The organism is Legionella stuttgartensis, assembly GCF_977063405.2.
Window position 1 is genome coordinate 131465 of sequence record NZ_CDRUHA020000058.1, and the last position, 22487, is coordinate 153951.

Genomic DNA, 22487 nt, shown 5'->3' on the forward strand with positions numbered 1-22487 from the left:
TTACAATCCATTCACTAAAGACGCAAACGATTCACCGCGATGATTAAAATCACGGAACATATCTAAACTAGCACATGCAGGAGACAATAAAACAACATCGCCTGGTTTGGCTTGCGACTTAGCTACAACCACAGCATTATCCAAGGAGGAAGCGCGCGAAATAGGTACTACATTAGCTAATGCAGCTTCAATCTTATCTGCATCTTCACCAATTAAAATAATGGATCTTACATAATCAGCTATTGGCTGAGCCAGTTCACTAAAATCAGCGCCCTTTCCTTGCCCGCCGGCAATAAGTACAATCTTTCCTTCCATAGAACCTCCTATTCCATTAATAGCAGAGATAGTTGCACCAATATTCGTCCCTTTAGAATCATTAATCCAATCTACGCCATCAAGAGTTCGCACCCATTGAGACCGATGCGGTAAACCTGTAAATGAGGTCAACACACTGTTGATGTGCTGATGTGAAATTCCTGCAGCATCCGCTAAAGCAGAAGCAGCAAGCGCATTAAGCCAATTATGAACTCCTTTGATCAACACAGACTCAACGGGCAAAATGCAAGTACTACCTTTTGCCAAATATATTTTATCTTCTTGAGTAATCAAACCCCAATTATTTTTTTCAGGGGCATTAATACCAAAAGAAATACAATTCACATCTGTAGCTGGAACAGTGTAATGATCATCGCGATTAAATAATGCCACTTGCGCTTGATGATACACTCGCTGTTTCGCTTGCGCGTAAGCTTCCATTGTATGATGTCTATCTAAATGATCAGGAGATACATTCAGAATGGTAGCAGCAATTGGCGCTAAAGAATAAGTTAAATCCAATTGAAAACTGGACAATTCCAAAACCCATAAATCATACTGATGCTCATCATCAAGCATATCAAGAACTGGTGTTCCAATATTTCCGGCCACAGCAACTTTATATCCAGCTGCTTTTGCCATTTCGCCTACTAAAGTAGTCACCGTTGATTTTCCATTAGTTCCAGTAATTGCAATCACTGGAGCATGAATCTCTCGAGCCAAACACTCTATATCACCATATACAGAGATGCCCATTTGTATGGCCTTTTTTAAAAACGGTGTATCCAAAGACAAACCAGGACTTGCAATTATATCTGACAACTGGCCTATTACTTCATCAGGAATATGCTGAGTATAAACAAGAACATCCGGGAATTCTTCGGTAAATTCAGTCACACTTGGAGCTTGTGCACGAGTATCAAAAGCAATAAAAGGTTTATTTTTTCTACGTAAATACCGCGCTACCGATATTCCAGTTTTACCCAAACCTGCAACCAAATACAAAGGAGAATTCATGAACGCACCTTTTTATCGAAGTTTTAAAGTGGCTAACCCGCATAAGACAAAAACAACAGTAATAATCCAGAATCTGACAATTATCTTAGGCTCTGACCATCCTTTTAATTCAAAATGATGATGTAAAGGTGCCATTCTGAATAAGCGTTTCCCATGGGTATATTTAAAATAACCTACCTGTAGAATAACGGAAATTGTCTCTATGACAAATAAGCCACCCATCATTAATAAAACCAGTTCTTCTCTAATGACCACCGCGACAATACCCAAAGCAGCCCCTAAAGCCAAAGAACCCACATCGCCCATAAATAACTGAGCAGGATAACTATTGTACCAAAGAAACCCAAGTCCTGCGCCAACAATCGAAGAACAAAAAATTGTTAATTCTCCGGTATTTGGAACATAAGGGATACCTAGATAAGGTGCATAGACTGAATTGCCAGAAGCATAAGTAAAGATCCCCAGCGCACCTGCAACCATAACTATAGGCATAATGGCCAATCCATCCAGTCCATCAGTCAAATTCACCGCGTTGGAACTTCCCACAATTACAAAATAACCTAAAACAGGGAAGAGAATACCTAAACCTATGGTTAACGATTTAAAAAAGGGTACGGTTAATTGAGTATGGACAGGTAACGTAGCATGCATGTATAAATAAATTACAGCAATAAGAGCAATGACTGATTGCCAAAAATACTTCCAACGTGCAGGCAACCCTTTACTGTTTTTTAATACCAGTTTGCGGTAATCATCAACCCAACCTACCACCCCATTTGCGAGCGTAACCAAAAGAACGAGCCATAAACTGGACTGTTGCAAATCACCCCAAAGCAAACAACTCACCGTGATTGCCAACAAGATTAAAACACCCCCCATAGTCGGGGTTCCTGCTTTAGATAAATGTGATTGAGGACCATCATCCCGTACCATTTGACCAATCTGTAAGCCGCGCAACCAGCGAATCATCACAGGGCCACACAATAAACCCACTAGAAGTGCGGTTAGAGAAGCTAAAATGGATCTGAAAGTCAGGTATTGAAAAACTCTTAACGCATGATATTGCCCTTGAAATAGCTGCGTTAGCCAGTAGAGCATAATTGTTCCTCTTGGTTAATCCCAATTATGGGTTTGTGTTAAATACTGCCCACTAGAATAATGGGCCAAAAAAGCGGCCAAGCATACCACAAACCTACATACCATTCAGCATCGTAAAAAAATATTTCTTTGGTTCTTTATTGTCACATAGGTTGTCGTTAGATCACCTCAATCTATCAGTTGATGCACAATTTTTTCCATTGCACTGGATCGAGAACCTTTTACCAAAACAACAACATCTGGTGCTAATTTTTCTACCAGGCTTTGCACCAATAACTCTTGGCTAGAAAAATGCTCACCACCAACACCAAATGACTCAGCAGCTAATTTGCTGTGTGAGCCACAACTAAGTAACTGATCAATACCCAATCTTCGCGCCGCAAATCCAACTTCCTGATGGTGCTGAGTTGCCCAAGTCCCCAACTCCCCCATATCGCCAAACACAAAAATTTTTTTGTTAGGGCGTTCTGCTAATACCTCTAAAGCGGCTAAAACAGAACGTAAATTTGCATTATAAGTATCATCGATTACTGTAGATTGTTTTTTCCCTTTAAGAACTGTCAAACGTCCTTTTACACCGCCAAAACCATTCAGTCCCTGTTGAATCTCTTTTATGGAAATCCCCACTGCATAGCAACATGCTGCAGCAGCTAACGCATTACGAACATTATGCAAACCAGGAATTTTTAAATGAATATCCGCTTGTCCATTAGGAACGATTAAAGAAAATTGACCACAACCTTGCTCATCTAGAACAACATCTTGAGCATAGATGTCTGCAGGATGGTCTAAAGAAAAACGAAGAACCTTTTTATCAATCAATAACTCATCCCAAAAATGAGCATAGGCATCATCATCATTAACTACGGCTACACCGGCAAGAGATAAGCCTTGATGTATTTCTCCTTTAGCGCGAGCCACACCATCTATAGAACCAAACCCTTCCACATGTGCTGGAGCTATATTGTTAATCAATGTCACATCGGGATGAACAATTGCAACAGTGTGTGCGATTTCACCCGGATGATTTGCACCCAACTCAAAAACTGCATAACGATGTTGATTATTTAATTGTAATACGCTTAATGGGGCACCAATATGATTATTAAAGTTTCCTTTGGTCGCATGAGAGGGAGATGGTAAAATAGCAGCGATCATTTCTTTGGTTGTAGTTTTTCCATTAGACCCAGTCAAAGCGATGACGGGGCAATGTATATTGTGTCGATGCGCTGCTGCTATTTTGGCCAATGCTTGGATGGGATCTGGAACAACAAATTGCGGTATACGCACTCCATCTACAGCATGACTCACTATTGCAGCTATTGCACCTCGAGTTTCTGCTTCTTTTATAAAATCATGTCCATCAAACCGTTCACCACTAATGGCAATAAATAGACTCCCTGGCTTGAGTTCACGGCTATCAGTACAGATACCAGTAAGTTCAGCATTGATCTGACATGGTTGGGCAAGTAATGCAGCAACAGTATTTAGGTTCATAGTATTAAGACATAGCTAAAAGTCTAGTGTACTAACACTTGTGCGTAGAGTTCAAGTGGGTAATAACAGTAAAAAAAGTTTAATTCTTATTCCCTACCCAACTGCAACCTGGATGCGGCTCAACAAAATTCAGATTTAAAAAAAGATTAATAACCGTATCCGATTCCCGGGGCCTCTATGGGACCCGGGCTAGAAGAGAGACCTATCCAACAGCAGACTCAAAATGAGACTGATTAATTTGTAATAGGCGATAATAACGAGCGATACGATCTTCAGTTAAAGGCTTACGCTGATCATCAAGTAAGTGCGCATCCAAACCTTCACTTAATTGCCTTGCTGTCTCTAACATCACTGTAAATCGCTCCATATCAATCCCGGGATTTTTTGAAGAGTGCATATACAAACAAAGACCACGCACACTAAAGGCACCAATATTTTGTAAATCAAAAACCCCTGTCGTAGTTGCAGCTGCCAAGCTACATAAAACAGGACCTTGACCATTAGAAAATTGATGGCGATGAAATAATTGACCTTCGCCAAAACGTAAACCAGCGGCCAAAACGGTTTGTAATAACTCATATCCCGCAAATTGTCTGTTTTCTTTTGCAAGCAAAAACATCATCAAAGTAGGTTGATTATCAGTTTGACCTTTTGTCTCAACGTCTATTTTAGGTGTTGGTTTTGGTTCAATTTCTATCTTTAATTTAATGTCATCTTCATCATCCATAGGCATTAAACGTGGTTGAGAAGGCTTTGTTGCAGTTTTCTTTAATTGCAAATCCTTATCCACTTCAATTTTACTCTCCATTGCCGTAGCATTCACTTTACGTACTGCAATAATGTCATCATTATAATTCTGTGTGCTATCGGAACTCCTTTCTGGTGATCCCAGATTAGGTTGATAACGTTCTGGACTTAAGCTCTGTCTTCGAGCTTTCATTAAGCGCCCAATTGCTACGATAACGCCAATTAACAACAGGACATTAAGAATTAAGCTCCAATTTGCCTGCATCATTTACTCCATAGCCAAAGCTTGTGTTACATCAACCGCAACCAAGCGAGATACCCCAGGTTCACGCATAGTTACCCCAATCAAATGATCTGCCAATTCCATGGTAACCTTATTATGTGTAATAAAAAGAAACTGTACGAATTGTGACATCTCTTTCACTAAAGCGCAAAAACGCCCCACATTTACATCATCTAGAGGTGCATCCACTTCATCTAGCATACAAAAAGGTGAAGGATTTAACTGAAAAATAGCAAAAACTAATGCTACCGCAGTCATTGCCTTCTCTCCCCCGGACAACAAATGAATGGTACTGTTTCGTTTTCCCGGAGGTTGTGCCATTACTACAATACCAGCTTCCAACAGATTATCACAAGTCAATTCAAGCTGCGCTCTCCCACCACCAAACAACCGCGGAAATAGTGCCTTGAATGAAGAATTGACTTGATCAAAGGTATTTTCCAAACGTGAGCGGGTTTCTTTATCCATTTTTTCAATGGCTGTTTCCAGAGTTGCTAACGCTTGATTTAAATCATTATACTGCTCATCCAAATACACTTTACGTTGTTGTTCTGAAGTAAACTCTTCAATTGCAGCAAGGTTAATAGCACCTAAGCGTTTTATTTTTTCAGAAAGGGCGATTAATTCATCTTCCCGCATAACTTGAGTCACACCAGCAGGTATCAACTCCAGTAATGCTTGTGCTTGCAAACCCAATTCATCAAGCGATTCATGTACGGAGCTAGCACGCACAGCCAAAGCCTGCTCTTCCATTCGAGTCTGGCTAATTTGTTCTTGGATGCGTTTTACCTCAAAATCACAGTTTAAAATATTTTTCTCACTCTCTTCAAGCGCCATCCTTAATTGTGAGGACTGCTCTCTACTTAGAGTCAGTTGTAATTCCACTTCACTATGTTTTTGCAACTGGAGGGCCAATTGCTCGTTGAGCTCTTCCCCTGGACCTTCTGTCTGCAAGCAAAGCATTGCTAAATTTTCCAGCCGCTCCTCCAAAATATTTAAACGATCTTGTTCTCGCTGAATGCGATCGTTAATTTGCTGTATTTTATTTCGCTCTCTGTCATATTCTAATTCTGCATGATGGAGCACAACACGAGACTCTTCTACATGTTTATTTTTTAAAGCCAGAGCCTGCGACCATTCTTGCTTTTCACGTACACATTGCTCATGTTGTTGTTCATAATCTCGACATTGTTCTTCTAACGCATGCAATTTCGCTTTTATATCATATTCTTCTGCAGCCATTTCTTCCAAAGTAAGGGTCAACTCTTCGCACTCGGAGGCTAAAGCGGTTACTTGTTTTTCAGCATGAGCGATGGCTTGTTCATTAGAACTCATAGCTACACTATTTATTCTTAATGCCTCATTACTAGCGTTCACATTGAGTTGTTGTAATTCGATCTCCTTTAAACTTCGCTGTAATTGCAGATGGGTTTCATCACGCTCAGTTCTTAAGGTTTCAATTCTTTGCTGGAGCACCTGAACAACTAGAGATAATTCAGAAATTTTTTGTTGGCGTGCCAATAATCCTAATTCATCTTGAGTTTCTGGAGTAACAAATTTCACCCATCCCTGCCCCAACCAAAACCCGTCGGGAGTTATAATCGACTCATGCCCGGCTAACTCAGGCAACCAGCTCAATGCCTCATCAAAATCTTCCGCAGTATAAATATGCTCCAACGGGCATACATGTGCCGGGATATCCCCTTTTATTTTCTCTATGAGACGTGGATAAGGCGCGGATTGATGCACAATTTTTCGCAGCGTAACAATATGTTCGCCTTGCCGCTCACAAATTGCTCGCTGTGGCCATAGTTCATCAAAAGTTTCGAGCACATAGGCATGTAATGCTTCGTTAAGGACGCGTTCACAAGCAGATTGCCATTTGGTTTCCACCTGTAAAATATCCACTAACCGAGGTTTTTCTGACCATTCCTTAATTGTATTTTTGTTGCTTTGCATGCCTTGTTTTGCAGCACGCTGGGCTGCCATCAACGCGGCATGCTCACTATTTGCTTGATGGAAATCATCTTGTAATCCATGTAGCTTTTGCTCTACATCTTGTAATTTGGCGCGTAATTGTTCGGCATTTTCTTGACTTTGTTTGAGTTGCAGTTCATCAAACTCTTGATCTGCAATTAATTTAGTACGTTGACTCTCTAAATTTTCACGTGTTTGTTGTAAATCTGCTACAGAAATAGTTTCTTGTTCTAATTGAAGCTTCTCTAATCTTAATAGGGTTTGCTGATGCTTCTCTTCCAAATGCTGGGCTTTAATTTGTGCAACTTGAAATTCCCTTTTCAGAGTACTGCTCTGTGTCTGTACCTCCTGCCAATGAAGCTCCCACTCTGCATGTTGTTTTTGCGAAGCGAGCCAACTCGTTTCTTGTTCTTTAAATTGATTCCTTAGTTGCCCAAGTTGTTTTTCCAGATCACATGCGTGCTGCTGACTATGAAGCAATTCCTCTTTATCGTGTTTGAGTTGTTCCGCAGCTACCCGCCAATCCTCCTGCATTTGCTGTTGATCTTGTTCCAAACGTTTTTTTTCACGTGTCTGCTGTTGTATGGTCTCTTCCAAACGTGCAATTTCAGTTCCCAACTGATAAAAACTCGCTTGAATTTGTTGCGATTGTGCATCTGCATCATGCAGGGTTTCATTCAAAATGATCCGCTCTTTATTTGCTTTGGTTAATGCACTTTGCTGTTGCTCATATCCAACTGCAAATTCTTGTATTTGGCGTTGTTTTATTTCTTGTTGGGCAATAAAATCTCGCCATTTTAGCGCTAAAATTTCTGCCCGGCATAACCGCTCTTCATCTTTCAGAATAAGATAACGTTCCGCCGCTTTAGCTTGGCGTTCAAGACGCTGTAATTGTTTGTCTAGTTCTTCTCGAATATCAGCGACACGAGTTAGATTTTCACGCGTATGATCAATACGTTGTAAGGTCTCTCGTCGTCGTTCTTTATACTTGGAGACACCTGCCGCTTCCTCGAGATGCGCTCTTAAGTCTTCCGGTCTGGCTTCAATCAGCTGAGAAATAGTACCCTGACCAATGATTGAATAACCACGAGCTCCAGCACCAGTTCCAAGGAAAATATCGGTGATGTCTTTACGTCGACAACGGCTGCCATTCAAATAATATGAAGAATCACCATCGCGAGTTACAACGCGTTTTACGGCAATTTCGCCATAACTGGCAAAAGGACCTGTCAAACGTCCAAGACTATTATCAAAAACCAGTTCAACTGAAGCCTGACCTACAGATTTACGATTTGAAGAACCATTAAAAATCACATCGGCCATAGATTCACCCCGCAAGTTACGTGCGGAACTTTCTCCCATAACCCAACGTACAGCATCGATAATATTTGATTTTCCACAGCCATTGGGGCCAACAACTGCAACCAATTGGCTCGGAAAATGAACCACTGTAGGGTCAACAAAAGATTTAAAACCGGCTAATTTTAGTTGCTTCAAATGCATAGGTCTGGCAATTTTAAACTAAATAAGCAGGCATTATAACTGAGGATGAGCAGGCTATCCATATAAGTACATAACCTCTTTCCAACTGAGTAAGAATTGAAAATGTCCTGTGAACTCTAGTAATTATTCAAAGCTAATTTGACAAACAAATGAACAAGGATATAATTTGGCCATTTAGTAAAAAATGGATAGATTATGAAGCGTGTACTCAATAAATCACTCACCCTCCTAATACTCAGCACTGCTTTTCTTTTTTCAAATCCAATTTTTTCTGATCCACCGAATTTGACTTTAGTAAAAAATGAACTCAAAACCTATTATAATTCAGGCCTTTATCAAAAAGAGTTAACGCAAGTCATTGAAAATGCCCAAAGTTATATTGATCAACAAGCCGAACTGAACCAAAAAGAGAAATCAGGTAAAAAACTCGCCCTGATTCTAGACATCGATGAAACCAGCTTATCAAATTATCAATACATGATTAAGCGTGATTTTGGTGGGAATCGCGAAGCATATCATCAAGACATAATGGCTGCTAATGCCCCAGCAATTGAGCCTATGCTCACTTTATATCGAGATGCACAAAAACATAATATTAAAGTGTTTTTTGTTACAGGAAGAAATGAATCTGAGCGCAAGGCAACGGAAGAAAATTTGCACAAAGCTGGTTATACAGGATGGTCCGGTCTGTATTTGCGTCCCATGAATTATTCCTCAAAATCGATTATTCCATTTAAATCAAATACCCGAAAAATGCTCACTGAAAAAGGCTACATTATTGTGGCCTCGATAGGGGATCAATATAGTGATCTTAAAGGTGGATATGCGCAAAAGGTATTTAAGTTACCCAATCCCTTTTATTATTTACCTTAAGACCCTGCTTGCGGATCAGGTCAATTCCTCATGGGTTTTTAGAACTATCAGGTACAATTTCATGTGTATCCTGATGAACTATATCTTTTAAAATAAGTGACATTAACAATTGAACTTGTGGTTCATACATTTCTCGTTCATATCCTCCTTCTAATCCCCAATATACTTTTTCGATGCAGCTTTTGTTCTCTTGATATAGTTTAAATAAATTCTCATAAAAATAGGTTAAGTCGGTTGCGTTAAAACGAGTTTTTCGTGCCTCTGCAGTTCCCATAAAATGACCATCAACAAATTTCCCACAGTATGCAGTTTCTTCTTCGTGAGAATCCCACCCTGTAGGTAAAAACAGAGCTACTTTTTGCTGATTCATTTTAGCCTGTTTTATTTCCTCTTCAATTTTTTCTAATGCAAAAACCAAAGCCGGATGTACTACGCCAGGTTTACGTACTGTGCGACTTAAATCAACTGCAAAATATTCGAAACTTCCTCGTTGCCATGTCTGAATTTTTTGTCCTACATCCGTCCCACTCTTGTTGAATATTTTAGAAATAAAAGCATCATCTTGTTGGGGATAAACCCTCGAGTCAAAAATATCAATATGGCGTATATTCTTATCCGAAGCTGAATTCATCAAAATATCACATAGACCATTGTCTCGATTAACATCCGTTCCAACAATAATATGTCTTAACGGTTTACTCGATGAGCGCTCAAGATATTTAATTAACACTGCTGACTTATTTAAAATACAAAAACCACTTCCCTCGTTACTGTTTGCATGATGCGTCGGCAGACCAAAAGAAAATTGTATTTTGCCCGAATGAAATAAAGTCATGGCAATATCTTTGATTAATACTTCAAATGATCCTGGAGTTACGATGATATCTGGAGATAATTGTTTCCATCCTTTTTTTTGCGCTTGAATACAGAAAATAATAAGTTCCTGCAAATACTTTAATGTATGAACTGCTAATAATGCCTGAAGCAGTTCATCTTCTTCAGGAAATTGAGCAAGAAGAGCTAATGCAACTTCCGCATCTCCTTTCTTCATTGCCGCAAATAATTGCTTCCAGTGTTTCGGTAACTTCACTAAATCAGTAGTAGCTACAGGTAAGGAAGAGTTCGTTGATTGAATTTTTGCAATGACCTGGGTCATATGTTTGAGACGTTCAAATTGATCTTCATCCGCACCTGCAGGCATCGCATGCATTTGATCTATATCTTGGGTGGATGGAATTTGAACGCAACATTCTTGGGCGTTATGTGCATTAGGAGAAACCTTTGGTCCAAAAAAATATTTATGCTTCATCTTCATTAATCCATATGAAAGTAAGGAGCAAAGGAGTTTCTAATCCAAGCGAAACTCCTTTAATTTTCTATTAGATTATAGAGTATAGAGGCATGATGCAATGAAGCAGGACAAAATTAATTTAAGACCACAGCACTATAGGGATAGGGTGGCGGTCCATCATAGCTTTCAATCCCGTCTTTAATATCTATAAGTTCTTGCGATAGACCTTTACGCGATCCTGATTCAATGGCTTTGGGCCCCGCAAAAAATGTTAATCCAATTCCAGTAGCTGCCGCCAGAGTAGAAGCAATCCCAAACACAAGTTCTGTTTCTAATATACCTAAACCTAATGAGATACCCCAGGCACTTAATATGGAACTCGAACCAGAAGTAGCGATAAAACCAGCAATACTCCCACAAATAAGCAATGCCCCAAATACGATGAGAAGACTACCTAAAACCTGTTTACCAATAGAGGTGCTTCCAGATGCATGTTCAGCGATTGCTCCTAAACGTGTCGCTGATTCTTTATCTGTAGGATTAACTAAAGCGACATTCAAAAGAAGGACCGTTCGTGCATAAAAATGATAATCAATTTCCTCCTGATTTTTCTTTTTCTGCTTTACTTCAGCATCAATTAAATTGGCCGCATTGATAATGTGTTTTTGAAGTGCGGTAGGCTTTAGCGGTGTATTTTGAGAAATATAAGCAAGCCCATCAGTAAGTATTTGCTCTTCTAAATGAGGTAAATATTGTTCTTGAATTGCAAAACATGCTGGGGCGCCTTGTTTATTACTTTCAAACCAGGCAGTCGCACTATAACCTGTTAACATTGGATAAGGCAAATCTCCATGTTGCGCAAGATGTGTACTTTCAATAAGACTTCCTAGAATTTTTTCGAACTCAGGGTCTTTACCTTCTTTTTGTACATTAGAATACATATCCCATAAGAAACCACACAAACGAAGATAATTACTGCGATGGATTTGATTCAGGTAGTCAGGCTCTCCTACTAGAGGATAGAAGGTCAGTTGCTGTAAATACCGAACAGCAATCAAGCAAGTACGTACTTGAGGAGAAAGACCAAACAGGTGAGTGTCTTCGTAATTTACCAATGCCCCCCAAATTTTATTGGACAAATCCTGGACCAATTTCATCGGGTTTTCTTGTAACGTTTGTATAAATATCTCTGCTGCGGGAATATGCTCATTTAACCATGTTCTTCGAGAAAAAAAGTTCTGCAAACGTTCCTGGGCCTCTCTAATTGCCTGCTCCAAAGGGTAGATCTTATGTTTGAATTGATTACGTTCCTCTTCCAAACGACTTAATTCCAGTTGTAAGTTGAACGTATTGAGTATCCCAATACTCTTTCCATAGTAATGAGCTCTTGGACGTGTTGAATCTTGGACAAGCGCTATATCCATAGACAGCTCATGTTCTATTAAAGAAATTTTTAAATTCAGGGACATTAGTTCGTTTTGAAGTGGTTGCAGTTGTTGCCTCTGATACTCAACAAATTGTAAATGTTCTGATATTTGATTTTCGAGTGGAGTTAATTCTGATTGCCAGGACATGAGATCAGTATAATTGTAAACAACAGGATTAACAGTAGGCATAAAGATCCTTTCAAGTGGTTACATTAGAAGCGCAGTTGATTATACATGGTGGGAACTATTGATTCAATTATTGCATTTTATACCCAAAAATAAACTGTATATTATTGAATTTTAATAATAAAAAAAGTTCATGAGAAATTAAAATACTATTGTTTTTCATGCCCAAATCAATAGCTAGAAATCCCTTTATATGCATTTGCTTTTCCTAAAACATGCATCAATAGGTAGCGTGGCACATAGGCAAAGAGATACAATAACAACCGTTCCTAAAAATAATCAAGGGCAGTAGTAATGAGCACCCAAAAAACTTTTGGACCTTATTTTTTTCCATTTATCTTAATTACGGCCATTTTTCTAGGGGGCCTTACAGGTTACTTATTTGGGCCAGCTACTCTCTATTTAAAGCCTTTTGGTGAGATTTTTCTTAACCTAATTTTTACGGCGATTATCCCTTTAATTTTTTTTAGTATTTCTTCCGCAATTGCACGAATTGGCTCCATGGGCAAACTGGGTAAGATCGCTTTTTATATGACGGTTGTATTCCTATTTACCGGAGTGATAGCAGCAGTTTATGCTCTTTTTATTGTCAGTCTATTTCCTCCTGCTCAAGGAGTTGAGTTAACACTCAACGCACCAGAAAAAACATCTGCATTGAGTTTTCTCAATCAAGTTGCCGATATTTTTACTGTTCCTGAATTTAGCAAACTTCTTTCGCAGCAGCATATTCTGGCACTTATTATATTTTCAATCCTCGTAGGCCTAGCAGCATCGAATACCAATGAAAAAGGGAGGATATTTATTGATTTTTTAAAAGCAGGTGAAGAAATTTTCATGCGTGTTTTTGCTTTGATTATGTATTACGCTCCATTGGGTTTTTTTGCTTATTTCGCTGTATTAGTCCATGACCTAGGTCCGCAGTTGATGGCTAATTACCTACGAATCGCTGTTATTTATTATACGTCCGGAGTCCTTTATTTTATTATTGCTTCGACAGCTTTTGCCTATTTAGCTGGAAAAACTCAAGGTATAAAATTATTTTGGAGTAATATTTTTCTCCCCGGAGTTACCGCAATTGCCACTTGCAGCAGTGCCGCAAGTATTCCTGCTAATTTACTGGCAGCGAAAAAAATGCGAGTCGCACCCGAAATTTATGAAACAGTAATTCCTTTGGGCACCATTATTCATAAAGATGGTTCAGTAATCGGTGGGGTTTTCAAGATTGCTTTTTTATTTGGAATCTTTCACTTAAATTTTTCAAGTCCCGGTGTGCTACTTACTGCCTTAGGAATTTCATTGTTAGTTGGTACCGTAATGGGCGCAATTCCCAGTGGAGGCATGCTTGGTGAGTTACTTATCCTCAGTGTTTATGGATTTCCTCCTTCAGTTTTAATAGCAATCGCAGCAATTAGTATTATCATTGATCCACTTGCGACTATGCTCAATGTAACATGTAATACAATTAGTAGTATGATGGTTGCCCGTTTTGTTGAAGGGAAAAAATGGCTAACTTAAGATATCGAATGATTATTGAAGGTAAATTATGAATCAACCCTACAAAAAATTATGGCGCTCACGTAAAGATCGAAAAATTGCTGGAGTATGCGGTGGTTTAGGTGTTTATTTTGGTGTAGATCCAGTATGGGTAAGAATTATTTTTGTTATTTTTTTCCTACTGGGTGGTGCCGCATTTATTGCCTATATTCTGTTATGGCTTATCATTCCTTTAGAACCTGAAGACTGGCAAGATGCATAGTACCTAAATCAACGTAAAAAATGACTTGAGAAGGGAGTTTTTTCCCCAAGCCATTAGTGTAAATTTAAGAAAGTGCACGATATTCTGTTGAAGCTTTAGGAGTCTTTAATAATTCATGGAATGAGGAGAATGCCTCTTCAACTGTAGGTCGCAACTCCGGAGCTTTACTCGTCATTTTCTCAAGTAATGAATAAATACATTCGGCCTGTTGGGCCGTGAAACCAAACGTTCTTTGCATTTTACTAATGGCCCCTTCTTTCAAGGGCCCATCGTCTTTAGGTGCTAAGAAAGCCACTGGAGCAACATGTTGCGGCAATTCAATAAACTGTAACATCTTATAAGTGGTTATTTCTAATAATAAAGCGATTGTTATGGCAGCAGAATAAACATCACTCGCATAACTATTCCCTTCTCCCTTCAATATTTCAGGTGCAGCCGTAAAAGGAACACCCGCATTACCTCGTTTTTCCCCTTCTCTAACTGACAAATTGAAATCAAATAATGCTGCTGAGAGAGGGTGTTTTCTCAATCCCAAATTATGGATACCAATATCACTATGAATAACTTTTCTTCCATGAATTTTTACTAAGCTTTCTAATAACCCCATAATTGCCACATAGCGCTCATCCGCGGAGAGAGAAAATTGCATATTTCCTGGATCTTGGTTAATAAGGTAACGCGATATTTTTTTACCAACATAAGGCATAAAGAAGTTGTGTTGCCAGGAAGTCGCACGAACGCCCTTTAACATGCCAACCGTTTCTAAAATTTCACCTTCTCGTTCAATAAGTTTAAAATCAATGTTGTTCCCATGCTTAATCACTTTGACGACCATTTTTTCCTGACGGCCATCAAGATGTTCCACTAAAATCTTTTTAGCTGTCCCAAAGGCACCACCACCCAGTTTTTTTGAAGCAATTAATTTGACTGTAGTTTTGCCTTGCGAATGAGGTAAATCAATCTCTATCGTTCGATTTGCTCGGGCTTTTTTCCAATGACTTTGGACATCGCGAGCTACAAGTGCATTACTTTTTAATTCTTGTTGGCGTTGTTCTGACACAGGCACCTCTTGGTCATAACGATAAATTCGTCCATTTACCATGCGTGATTGATATAAGCGCGCTGGTTTTGTTCTTACGATTTTATCGCTCTGTACTGAACTCTCGGCATTTCTTTCTTGAAGAGGAGACGTCTTCTGCATAGGGCTTTCAACATCGCGAACATCAATCCCATCCCCAGTATCTATCGTAGAAATGGATTTTGTTTCCTCTACTTTTTGATCATGACGATAAATCATTCCATTTATCATATAAGAGCTCTTCTTGGGTACTTTGCTCTTAGGTTTTTCTTCTATTATTGCAGTATCAACTTGTAATGGTTGTTTTTTTTGCTCAATGCGTTGATCTTTTACTGTAGGGGGTTTGGGTTGCAAACTTCGATACAGATCGATCATTTCTTCTCGAGACATATTTGCTTTTTTTCTCGACTCATACTGCACAAGTAGATTGCGTGCTTCCTCATCACTAATAAATTGTTTTTTAAGATGCTCAGGAGGTGATTTAATCGATTGATAAAGAGAATTTCCTTTGTTTGATAGCTGCGTTAGTTCATGTGCTGTCTTTAATGGTTTATTTTCTTTACTTGTATCTATAGATGATGAGGTATTTTCTGCAGCAACCTTTGTTAAATTTGTTTTCTGAGAAAATAGTTTTCTTTTAGTCGCTCGCAAAGCATTTGAAATACTTAAACCACTTTCTTTATTCTTTTCAGGTTCCTTTTTTTTCTCTGAGTCCTTTTTGGAATGGTTTTTCATAATTTCATGACGCCCATAGCAACATATTGATTAAATTATAAACCTGCAAGCTTAAGGAAGTCTGAAATGGACAAGAAAACAGATAGCGTAAAAATACGTACTACATACGATGAATTTTAGTTCCGGGTAATGTTATATACCAAAACCCAGAACCACTAATTTAAAGTTCAGTCTGTGATAGAACAAAAAACAATGCATTTAAAATCGCAGCAATTCGAAGTACAGACTGTACTGCAACTTTATTTAAATCATGCTCCAACAATTGCTTTACATGTGAATGGATGCACATCCCACAGCCATTAATAGCAGATACGGCCAAAGCAAATAACTCAAAATCCGCTTTAGGTACCCCAGGATTTAACATACCATTCATACGCAAATTAGCAGGCATTGCTGCAAGTTCCTTATTTTCTGCCAAATGAATCGCTCGATAATATATATTATTCATTGCCATCAAAGCAGCAGCTGTTTTTACAGCCTGTTCTAGTTCCAAAGTAATGTAGGATGAACCCTCTGTTTTAATAGCATTGATAATATGCTTATCTTTTAAAGTATAAGCTACAGCTAATGCAACCCCATAAAACTGCGCTTCTGTTAAACCTGATTGGGCCACATTACCAAATAAATTGCTCACATTAAGACGAATATCCTTAGCAAAATCAGGTATCATTTGTTTCAATTGTTCTATAGACATACTTACTCTCCTCTACAGAAGCTCTTATCGATAAGAACTTCTGAATTTTGCTCAGGCTTATAATGTTTCACCACCAATGGGACGATTACAAGGACACAATTCATCAGTCTGTAAAGCATCCAAAATACGCAATATTTCTTGAGGATTACGCCCAACATTTAATGAATTAACACTCACATGTTGAATCACATTGTTTGGATCAATAATAAATGTTGCTCTTAAAGCACAACCACTTTCCTCATCCCTAATACCAAAACCATCCGTTAATTTTCCTTGCACATCTGCAAAACTGTATTGATTTAAGTGATGTAAGTCCTTATGTTCTCTTCGCCAAGCCAATTTAACAAACTCATTATCAGTACTTCCTCCAAGTACTACTGTATCTCTATCGTTAAATTCGCTATTTAATTTTGCAAACTCGACAATTTCTGTTGGACATACAAACGTAAAATCTTTAGGGTAGAAAAAAAGTACTTTCCATTTTCCTGAAAAACTTTGTTCAGTAATCACTTCAAAAGCACTCGCACCATTTTCTTCATGATTGTTAAAGCCAGGTTTTGCTGCAACAACAGAAAATTCTGGAATTTTTTGACCAACAGTTAACATAAAATTCTCCTCATTCGTTTGGTTCAATTAAATTATAGTTATGGTGTATAATTATTTAAAATGAATAAAATAGATAACTTTAATCGGAAAAATCGATGAGTAGATTAGTTAGCCTTAAACAGCTTCATTACCTAATTACACTATATGACCATCAACATTTTGGCCGTGCTGCGGCTTCGTGTTTTATTAGTCAGTCAACCTTAAGTGCAGCCATTACAAGTCTTGAAGAAACTTTGGAAGCACAATTACTTGAACGAGATCATAAAACATTTCTGTTCACTCCCTTAGGAGAAGAAATTGTTCGTCGCAGTCGACTGATTATTGAACAAAGCAATGATTTAGTGGACTACGCGCGCAATCAAGGGAAAGTAATGCAAGGACCGTTTTATTTGGGAGTAATTCCTACCATTGCCCCTTTTATTTTAAGTGATTTACAAAATCTGTGTCAGCAACTTTATCCGGAACTTATCTTATTCATCAGAGAGGACACTACGGACAATGTTTTGAACTATTTGAGTGAGGGAAAACTTGATCTTGTTATTTTAGCACTTCCCTACCCTACCCAAGAATTCCAGACACAGGTTTTATGCAAAGATTATTTTAAATTGGTATTACCCAAAACGTGGTCACATAAAGGATTTGACAAAGAAATCAGTCAATTGCCAGAAAACAGTATTTTCCTTCTGGAAAAAGAACACTGTTTGACAGGACATGCATTACAAGCATGTCAATTAAAAGAAAGCAAAAAGATCAATCATTTCTTCGCCACTAGCCTGCATACTTTAATTCAAATGGTAAGTCATCAGCCTGGAATTACTTTTTTACCTAATCTTGCAATTAATAGCGGTATTCTTACGGGTACTGATTTAGTCTCACTTCCTTTAAAAAGCGATTATGCCTATAGAGAAATTGGAGTGGCCTGGCGGGCAACCTCCCATAAAACACAAAATTACATGCTATTAACCGAGTTAATTAAACAGATTGTTGTTGCAAAATGCGCCGATGCTTCTTAAACGCATTTTTACAAATAGGCAGTGACAGTGTTGAGGTTCGAGGAAAATAAGGATCAAAAATCGAAATCTATTTTCTTGATTCATCTTCTTAAAACACACTCAATATATTATAGTCTCCCAAAATCATGGAGAAACATTATGCGACAATACATTATCTTTATCCTTTCTACGCTTGCCTTTTTAACATCAATGGATTCCTATGCAGAGGATCAAAAAACCGTGCGCACTCCTCAACTTTCAAATAAAGAAGTTTCAGTCTGGACCACCGTGATCTATCCGAATAAAAAACACAGTTTAAAAATGCATCGGCATGAACATAATCGAGTCATCGTTGCCTTAGATAATGGATTGCTAAAAGTAGTCAACAATAAAGGAAAAGAACATTTCTTAAAATTGGAAAAGGATAAGGCGTATTATCTCTCTAAAGACGTTCCTGGTGAATTACATACTGATGAAAACATGAGTAATCATCCCATCAAAGTTGTGGTCATTGAATTAAATAAATAAACGGTTTCGCAAAGACACGAAACCGTCTAATGCATTTTATGATCTTTTAGTAAGATTTTTATTCTGAAAACCACAATGGTGACCATGATGGACAGGCAATAAAACACCCAATTTTTGATAGGTTTGAAATTGAGTTTGAGCCCAGAGGGTACTTATTTTCGCATTAACACGATTTCTTTTTTCTACCAAGTTCGCTATATCACTCCATTTTGCATTTGGGGTAGCTAATTTGCCCCTTATTTGCATACTCAAAGCCCGTTTTTCTTTAATTAATGGAGCCATTTGTGTGCGAAGATTTTGTTTGATTTTAGCCAACTCCATCCGTTGCTCTGGAGTTAACAATTTACCAACATGCTGACGATAATGACCTGTTTGATTGATCGAAACTGTCGCACCAGATGCTACTGGTTGTGCTGTTGCAATACAGGTACTTAATACACTGAAAGCTAAGCTATTAATTAATAAGAAACGTTTCACATTCATTTTATTTCTCCTATTAGGTTCATTGATAAGTGTAATGAGGCAATGTAATAGGAATATGACAAATACGCTGTTTATTGTAACAACCCTGTTACAATGCTAAACATAGGGCGGTTTACTGTTATAATACAGCCTAATAGGCGGAATTTTATACGTCAAAGCTTAGGGTTCCGCTTCGCCGTACCTAGACACAATTTCTTTTATCAGGTGATTCATGAGCACAAGAAAAAGCCACATATTGATTATTGATGATGATCAAGAAATTACGCACTTGATTAATGATTACTTGATTAAAAATGGTTTTCGAACCACCTGGACCTTGAATGGCTTAAACATCAAACAGCTATTAAGAGAACATAATTTTGATTTAATTATTTTAGATATCATGCTCCCAGGAATTGATGGATTAAATCTATGTCAAACAATTCGTCAAACTCACAGCATGCCTATTATTATGCTCAGTGCAGCAAACAGTATTGCTGATCGGGTTGCAGGCCTGGAGTTGGGTGCAGACGATTATATTTCCAAACCCTTTAGTTCTCGTGAATTACTTGCACGTGTCAAAGCACAATTAAGAAGAACTCAGGGCGAATTACAACAGGATCGTAAAAAACTGACGCCACTACAACAAATTCATTTTGATAATTGGATTCTTGATCGGAATACCCATTCTTTAATTGATAAAGAATCTGTAGCCATCCCTTTAAGTCATAGAGAATATGAGTTATTAATTATTTTCTTAGAACACCCTGGACGAATTCTAAGTCGCGATCAATTGATGGACTTATTGTATGACAAAGACTGTGATTCGCAAGATAGAACGATTGATGTACTTATAGGCCGTTTGCGTAAAAAAATTGAGCTGGATCCTCGTAATCCACGATCCTTATTAACAATTCGAGGAGGTGGCTACCAATTCAAAACCAAGGTTGATTTGGTATGACCCAATTAACTAAAACGGCAAAAAAAACCCTAATTGGATTAATTCTCGGGAATCTATTAATAATTTTTTCACTGATGCAACTAGGGAAATATTATTATGAAAACATCCATTCGCCTCTTCCTCCAAAAGCAGTACGCTCATTGACTCATCTTGTCACCCTATTACAAAAAAATCCCCAATCCATATGGCCCCTGATCTTGCGAAATCAGAGTATATCCTGGGCTGAAATAACTTTATCTCCTAAACCCTTGTACGATAAAAATGCGTTTGTGACATTAAAAGCCCCTGTGCTTTTTAATTTAATAAAACAAAACAAAAAATTAGAATTCTCCGTTTTTATAAAAGAGAATAACTGGTTAAATATCAAGGTAATTTCCTTTTATCCCGTGCAAGCAAACTCAGTTGTCAGCCTGTTTCTTATCCTAATCGGTGCGTTACTCTTCATCAATTATTGGGCAGTACGAACACTCAATCAACCTATTCATACCTTAATCCAAAGCCTTCATTACAGTGAGCATCAAGAAAATTGGTTACCTATCCCAATAACTGGAAACCAGGATCAAAAAACTATTTTTAAGAAAATTAATGATCTCCAAGAAAAAGTAAACAAGCTTTTAGCCAATCGAACTCGAGTAGTTACAGCGATTTCGCATGATCTGCGTACCCCGCTAACTCGTTTAAAATTACGTGCTGAATATTTGGAGGATGATCCCAATTACAGCAAAATAATGGCCGATATCAATGAGATGGAACTCATGATTCGTGAAACTCTGGATTATTTCAGAGATGTAAATGTTGAGGAAAAACCCCAACTTTTTGACTTGGTAGCACTGCTTTCATCACTGAAAGATGATGCCATCGAACTGAACTATGATGTCAGTTTTACTAGTGAAACCACGAAACTGGTTTATTATGGTACGGTAAATTTATTAAAACGAGCGTTCAATAATTTAATTAATAATGCAGTTCATTATGGTTATAAGGCGATGATTCACTTAAATTGCCTACAAAATAAAATAGAAATTACAATTACAGACCAGGGACCAGGATTAGCAGAAGCAGATCTAGAACATGTTTTCTTGCCCTTTTACCGAGGTGAAAATTCACGTTCACGCAGTACAGGCGGCACCGGACTTGGATTAACAATTGCAAGAGAAATTATTCAAATGCACCAAGGCGATATTACGCTGACTAATAATTTCCAAGGAGGTTTAAAAGTAATTGTAACATTGCCCCTGAGAACAAATTAAATTTGCGCATATCGAAAAAACTCGTCATCCCAAACTTAGTGCTTCCAATTCACCTTAAGTTTTCCTTGAAACTAGGGGATCCCGCGGACAAGCCGCGGGGCGTGGTTATTGTTATAAGTCCAGTCAAAACTGAAGGTAAATTAGAAGACGTAGTGAGTGATCACCAATTAGTGGCATCGCTGTCAAATCAGATTCACAGCCCCTTCCAAACGTGTTTTAAGTAAGAAAAGAATAGCGTTTTTCTTCTCATGAGTAAGAGAATTGGATTGTACCAAAGTCAAACAATATTCAGCGAAAGCAGCAAGTTTTTCCTGGTTTGTCTGTGTCGCCTCAGCAAGCATATGAGTTTTTCTATAATTACTCTCCAGCTCATTAGCAAGAACATCCATCATTTTTGGATCAGGATTTTTTATGTTTTCTATACCTTCGTGCTTACTAACTTCTGCAATTTTTTCTAAAAGACCACTTACTTGCTCCGATGTAACTTCGTTCGTTTGATTCGATTTCTTCGCCATGAACTTTAAGTCATTTCGGTGCGTACTTTCCCAATATTCTCTATCACCTTGAAACGCAATTACAGTCATCAGAACCCGAGAATCAATTTCTTTCTGATTAAATAATTCGCGATTAGTAATATTAAAAGTCCAATCATTTTTCAGTCGAAAAAATGGTCGATATAAAGTGGCCATTTCTTTATCAGTTACCGGATCATAGATTGTGAATGTTGTGCCCCAAAAGTTCATACTCGCCTTAGCCAATTTTGTATATCCATCTTGGCCATAAATATCAAACGTAGGGAAAAAGGCAAATAATCGTTCATCAGCTGCTCCAATAAAATTTTCAAAATTATCGTACACATCAAAATGAGCAGTAAGAGAAAGAAATTTTGAACGCGCATAAGCTAATTTGTTATCAAATGGATCAAAAAATTCATACGTTAATAACAAACTAAAGAACTTTCTATATAAAGTTCCTAGTTTTCGGGTTTTTGTTTCAATGTCATAGCTAGTGGTTAAACTGATCCAATGTTCTTTAATGTACATTTCATCTGGAATTTCCGTATTTGTCAGGGCAAAACTGGTATTAATACCTATCAATAGTGAAAACAAAATAGCGATTGCATTTTTCATATAAAACCTCATTCTAAAGCTTCCCTTTTTTTATTATTTTTATTCTTTTCTGAATGCATTGAACGCTGCCAATCCATTCAT

19 protein-coding genes are annotated in these 22487 nt (G+C 38.0%); 7 read left to right on the plus strand and 12 right to left on the minus strand.

The window, feature by feature from the left end; all coding sequences use genetic code 11:
* The 5 genes from murD to smc form a co-directional block, all read right to left on the minus strand.
* Nucleotides 1–1332, minus strand: a complete 1332-nt coding sequence (gene murD / locus ACWTEW_RS17400) for a UDP-N-acetylmuramoyl-L-alanine--D-glutamate ligase (RefSeq protein WP_454782926.1) — start codon at nucleotides 1330–1332, stop codon at nucleotides 1–3.
* Between the two features lie 12 nt (nucleotides 1333–1344).
* A complete protein-coding gene (gene mraY / locus ACWTEW_RS17405) occupies nucleotides 1345–2430 on the minus strand; it encodes a phospho-N-acetylmuramoyl-pentapeptide-transferase (protein WP_454782927.1) in 1086 nt (361 codons plus the stop codon).
* A gap of 168 nt (nucleotides 2431–2598) precedes the next feature.
* Nucleotides 2599–3927, minus strand: a complete 1329-nt coding sequence (locus tag ACWTEW_RS17410) for a UDP-N-acetylmuramoyl-tripeptide--D-alanyl-D-alanine ligase (protein WP_454782928.1) — start codon at nucleotides 3925–3927, stop codon at nucleotides 2599–2601.
* A 202-nt stretch (nucleotides 3928–4129) separates the two neighbouring features.
* The gene (locus ACWTEW_RS17415; RefSeq protein ID WP_454783070.1) at nucleotides 4130–4939 is read right to left on the minus strand and encodes a cell division protein ZipA C-terminal FtsZ-binding domain-containing protein; all 810 of its coding nucleotides are present in this window, start codon (nucleotides 4937–4939) and stop codon (nucleotides 4130–4132) included.
* 3 nt (nucleotides 4940–4942) lie between these two features.
* Entirely contained in the window at nucleotides 4943–8437 is a 3495-nt protein-coding gene (gene smc, locus ACWTEW_RS17420) for a chromosome segregation protein SMC (RefSeq protein WP_454782929.1), read from the minus strand.
* Nucleotides 8438–8632: 195 nt separating this feature from the next.
* Between smc and ACWTEW_RS17425 the strand changes: the two genes are divergently transcribed.
* Nucleotides 8633–9310 (plus strand): HAD family acid phosphatase, encoded by a 678-nt coding sequence (locus ACWTEW_RS17425; protein ID WP_454782930.1) that lies wholly within the window; start codon nucleotides 8633–8635, stop codon nucleotides 9308–9310.
* 28 nt (nucleotides 9311–9338) lie between these two features.
* On the opposite strand, the gene ACWTEW_RS17430 is transcribed toward ACWTEW_RS17425, so the two are convergent.
* Nucleotides 9339–10619: an arginase family protein gene (locus ACWTEW_RS17430; RefSeq protein ID WP_454782931.1), complete on the minus strand. Its 1281-nt coding sequence runs from the start codon at nucleotides 10617–10619 to the stop codon at nucleotides 9339–9341.
* Nucleotides 10620–10735: 116 nt separating this feature from the next.
* Nucleotides 10736–12217: a hypothetical protein gene (locus tag ACWTEW_RS17435; RefSeq protein WP_454782932.1), complete on the minus strand. Its 1482-nt coding sequence runs from the start codon at nucleotides 12215–12217 to the stop codon at nucleotides 10736–10738.
* Nucleotides 12218–12508: 291 nt separating this feature from the next.
* On the opposite strand from ACWTEW_RS17435, the gene ACWTEW_RS17440 reads away from it, so the two are divergent.
* Nucleotides 12509–13729: a dicarboxylate/amino acid:cation symporter gene (locus tag ACWTEW_RS17440; protein ID WP_454782933.1), complete on the plus strand. Its 1221-nt coding sequence runs from the start codon at nucleotides 12509–12511 to the stop codon at nucleotides 13727–13729.
* Between the two features lie 28 nt (nucleotides 13730–13757).
* On the plus strand, nucleotides 13758–13970 hold the full coding sequence (locus ACWTEW_RS17445; protein WP_454782934.1) for a PspC domain-containing protein: 213 nt from the start codon (nucleotides 13758–13760) through the stop codon (nucleotides 13968–13970).
* Nucleotides 13971–14034: 64 nt separating this feature from the next.
* Here ACWTEW_RS17445 and ACWTEW_RS17450 read toward each other — a convergent pair whose 3' ends face one another.
* The 3 genes from ACWTEW_RS17450 to ACWTEW_RS17460 all read right to left on the minus strand — a co-directional run bounded on the left by ACWTEW_RS17450 (nucleotide 14035) and on the right by ACWTEW_RS17460 (nucleotide 17083).
* Nucleotides 14035–15783, minus strand: a complete 1749-nt coding sequence (locus ACWTEW_RS17450; protein WP_454782935.1) for a protein kinase domain-containing protein — start codon at nucleotides 15781–15783, stop codon at nucleotides 14035–14037.
* A gap of 160 nt (nucleotides 15784–15943) precedes the next feature.
* Nucleotides 15944–16477: a carboxymuconolactone decarboxylase family protein gene (locus ACWTEW_RS17455; RefSeq protein WP_454782936.1), complete on the minus strand. Its 534-nt coding sequence runs from the start codon at nucleotides 16475–16477 to the stop codon at nucleotides 15944–15946.
* A 57-nt stretch (nucleotides 16478–16534) separates the two neighbouring features.
* Nucleotides 16535–17083: a peroxiredoxin gene (locus tag ACWTEW_RS17460; protein WP_454782937.1), complete on the minus strand. Its 549-nt coding sequence runs from the start codon at nucleotides 17081–17083 to the stop codon at nucleotides 16535–16537.
* A 95-nt stretch (nucleotides 17084–17178) separates the two neighbouring features.
* Here ACWTEW_RS17460 and ACWTEW_RS17465 point away from each other — a divergent pair, with 95 nt between their 5' ends.
* Together ACWTEW_RS17465 and ACWTEW_RS17470 are read left to right on the plus strand one after the other, a co-directional pair.
* Entirely contained in the window at nucleotides 17179–18096 is a 918-nt protein-coding gene (locus tag ACWTEW_RS17465) for a hydrogen peroxide-inducible genes activator (RefSeq protein ID WP_454782938.1), read from the plus strand.
* Between the two features lie 138 nt (nucleotides 18097–18234).
* On the plus strand, nucleotides 18235–18603 hold the full coding sequence (locus ACWTEW_RS17470; RefSeq protein ID WP_454782939.1) for a cupin domain-containing protein: 369 nt from the start codon (nucleotides 18235–18237) through the stop codon (nucleotides 18601–18603).
* 36 nt (nucleotides 18604–18639) lie between these two features.
* On the opposite strand, the gene ACWTEW_RS17475 is transcribed toward ACWTEW_RS17470, so the two are convergent.
* Entirely contained in the window at nucleotides 18640–19086 is a 447-nt protein-coding gene (locus ACWTEW_RS17475) for a hypothetical protein (protein ID WP_454782940.1), read from the minus strand.
* Nucleotides 19087–19297: 211 nt separating this feature from the next.
* Between ACWTEW_RS17475 and ACWTEW_RS17480 the strand changes: the two genes are divergently transcribed.
* A complete protein-coding gene (locus ACWTEW_RS17480; protein ID WP_454782941.1) occupies nucleotides 19298–20026 on the plus strand; it encodes a response regulator transcription factor in 729 nt (242 codons plus the stop codon).
* Nucleotides 20023–21276 carry a sensor histidine kinase gene (locus ACWTEW_RS17485; protein ID WP_454782942.1) on the plus strand — a complete coding sequence of 418 codons (1254 nt, stop codon included), beginning with the start codon at nucleotides 20023–20025 and terminating at the stop codon, nucleotides 21274–21276. Before ACWTEW_RS17480 ends, ACWTEW_RS17485 begins: the two co-directional genes overlap by 4 nt.
* A 182-nt stretch (nucleotides 21277–21458) precedes the next feature.
* On the opposite strand, the gene ACWTEW_RS17490 is transcribed toward ACWTEW_RS17485, so the two are convergent.
* A complete protein-coding gene (locus tag ACWTEW_RS17490) occupies nucleotides 21459–22406 on the minus strand; it encodes an LURP-one-related/scramblase family protein (protein ID WP_454782943.1) in 948 nt (315 codons plus the stop codon).
* Between the last annotated feature and the right edge of the window lie 81 nt (nucleotides 22407–22487).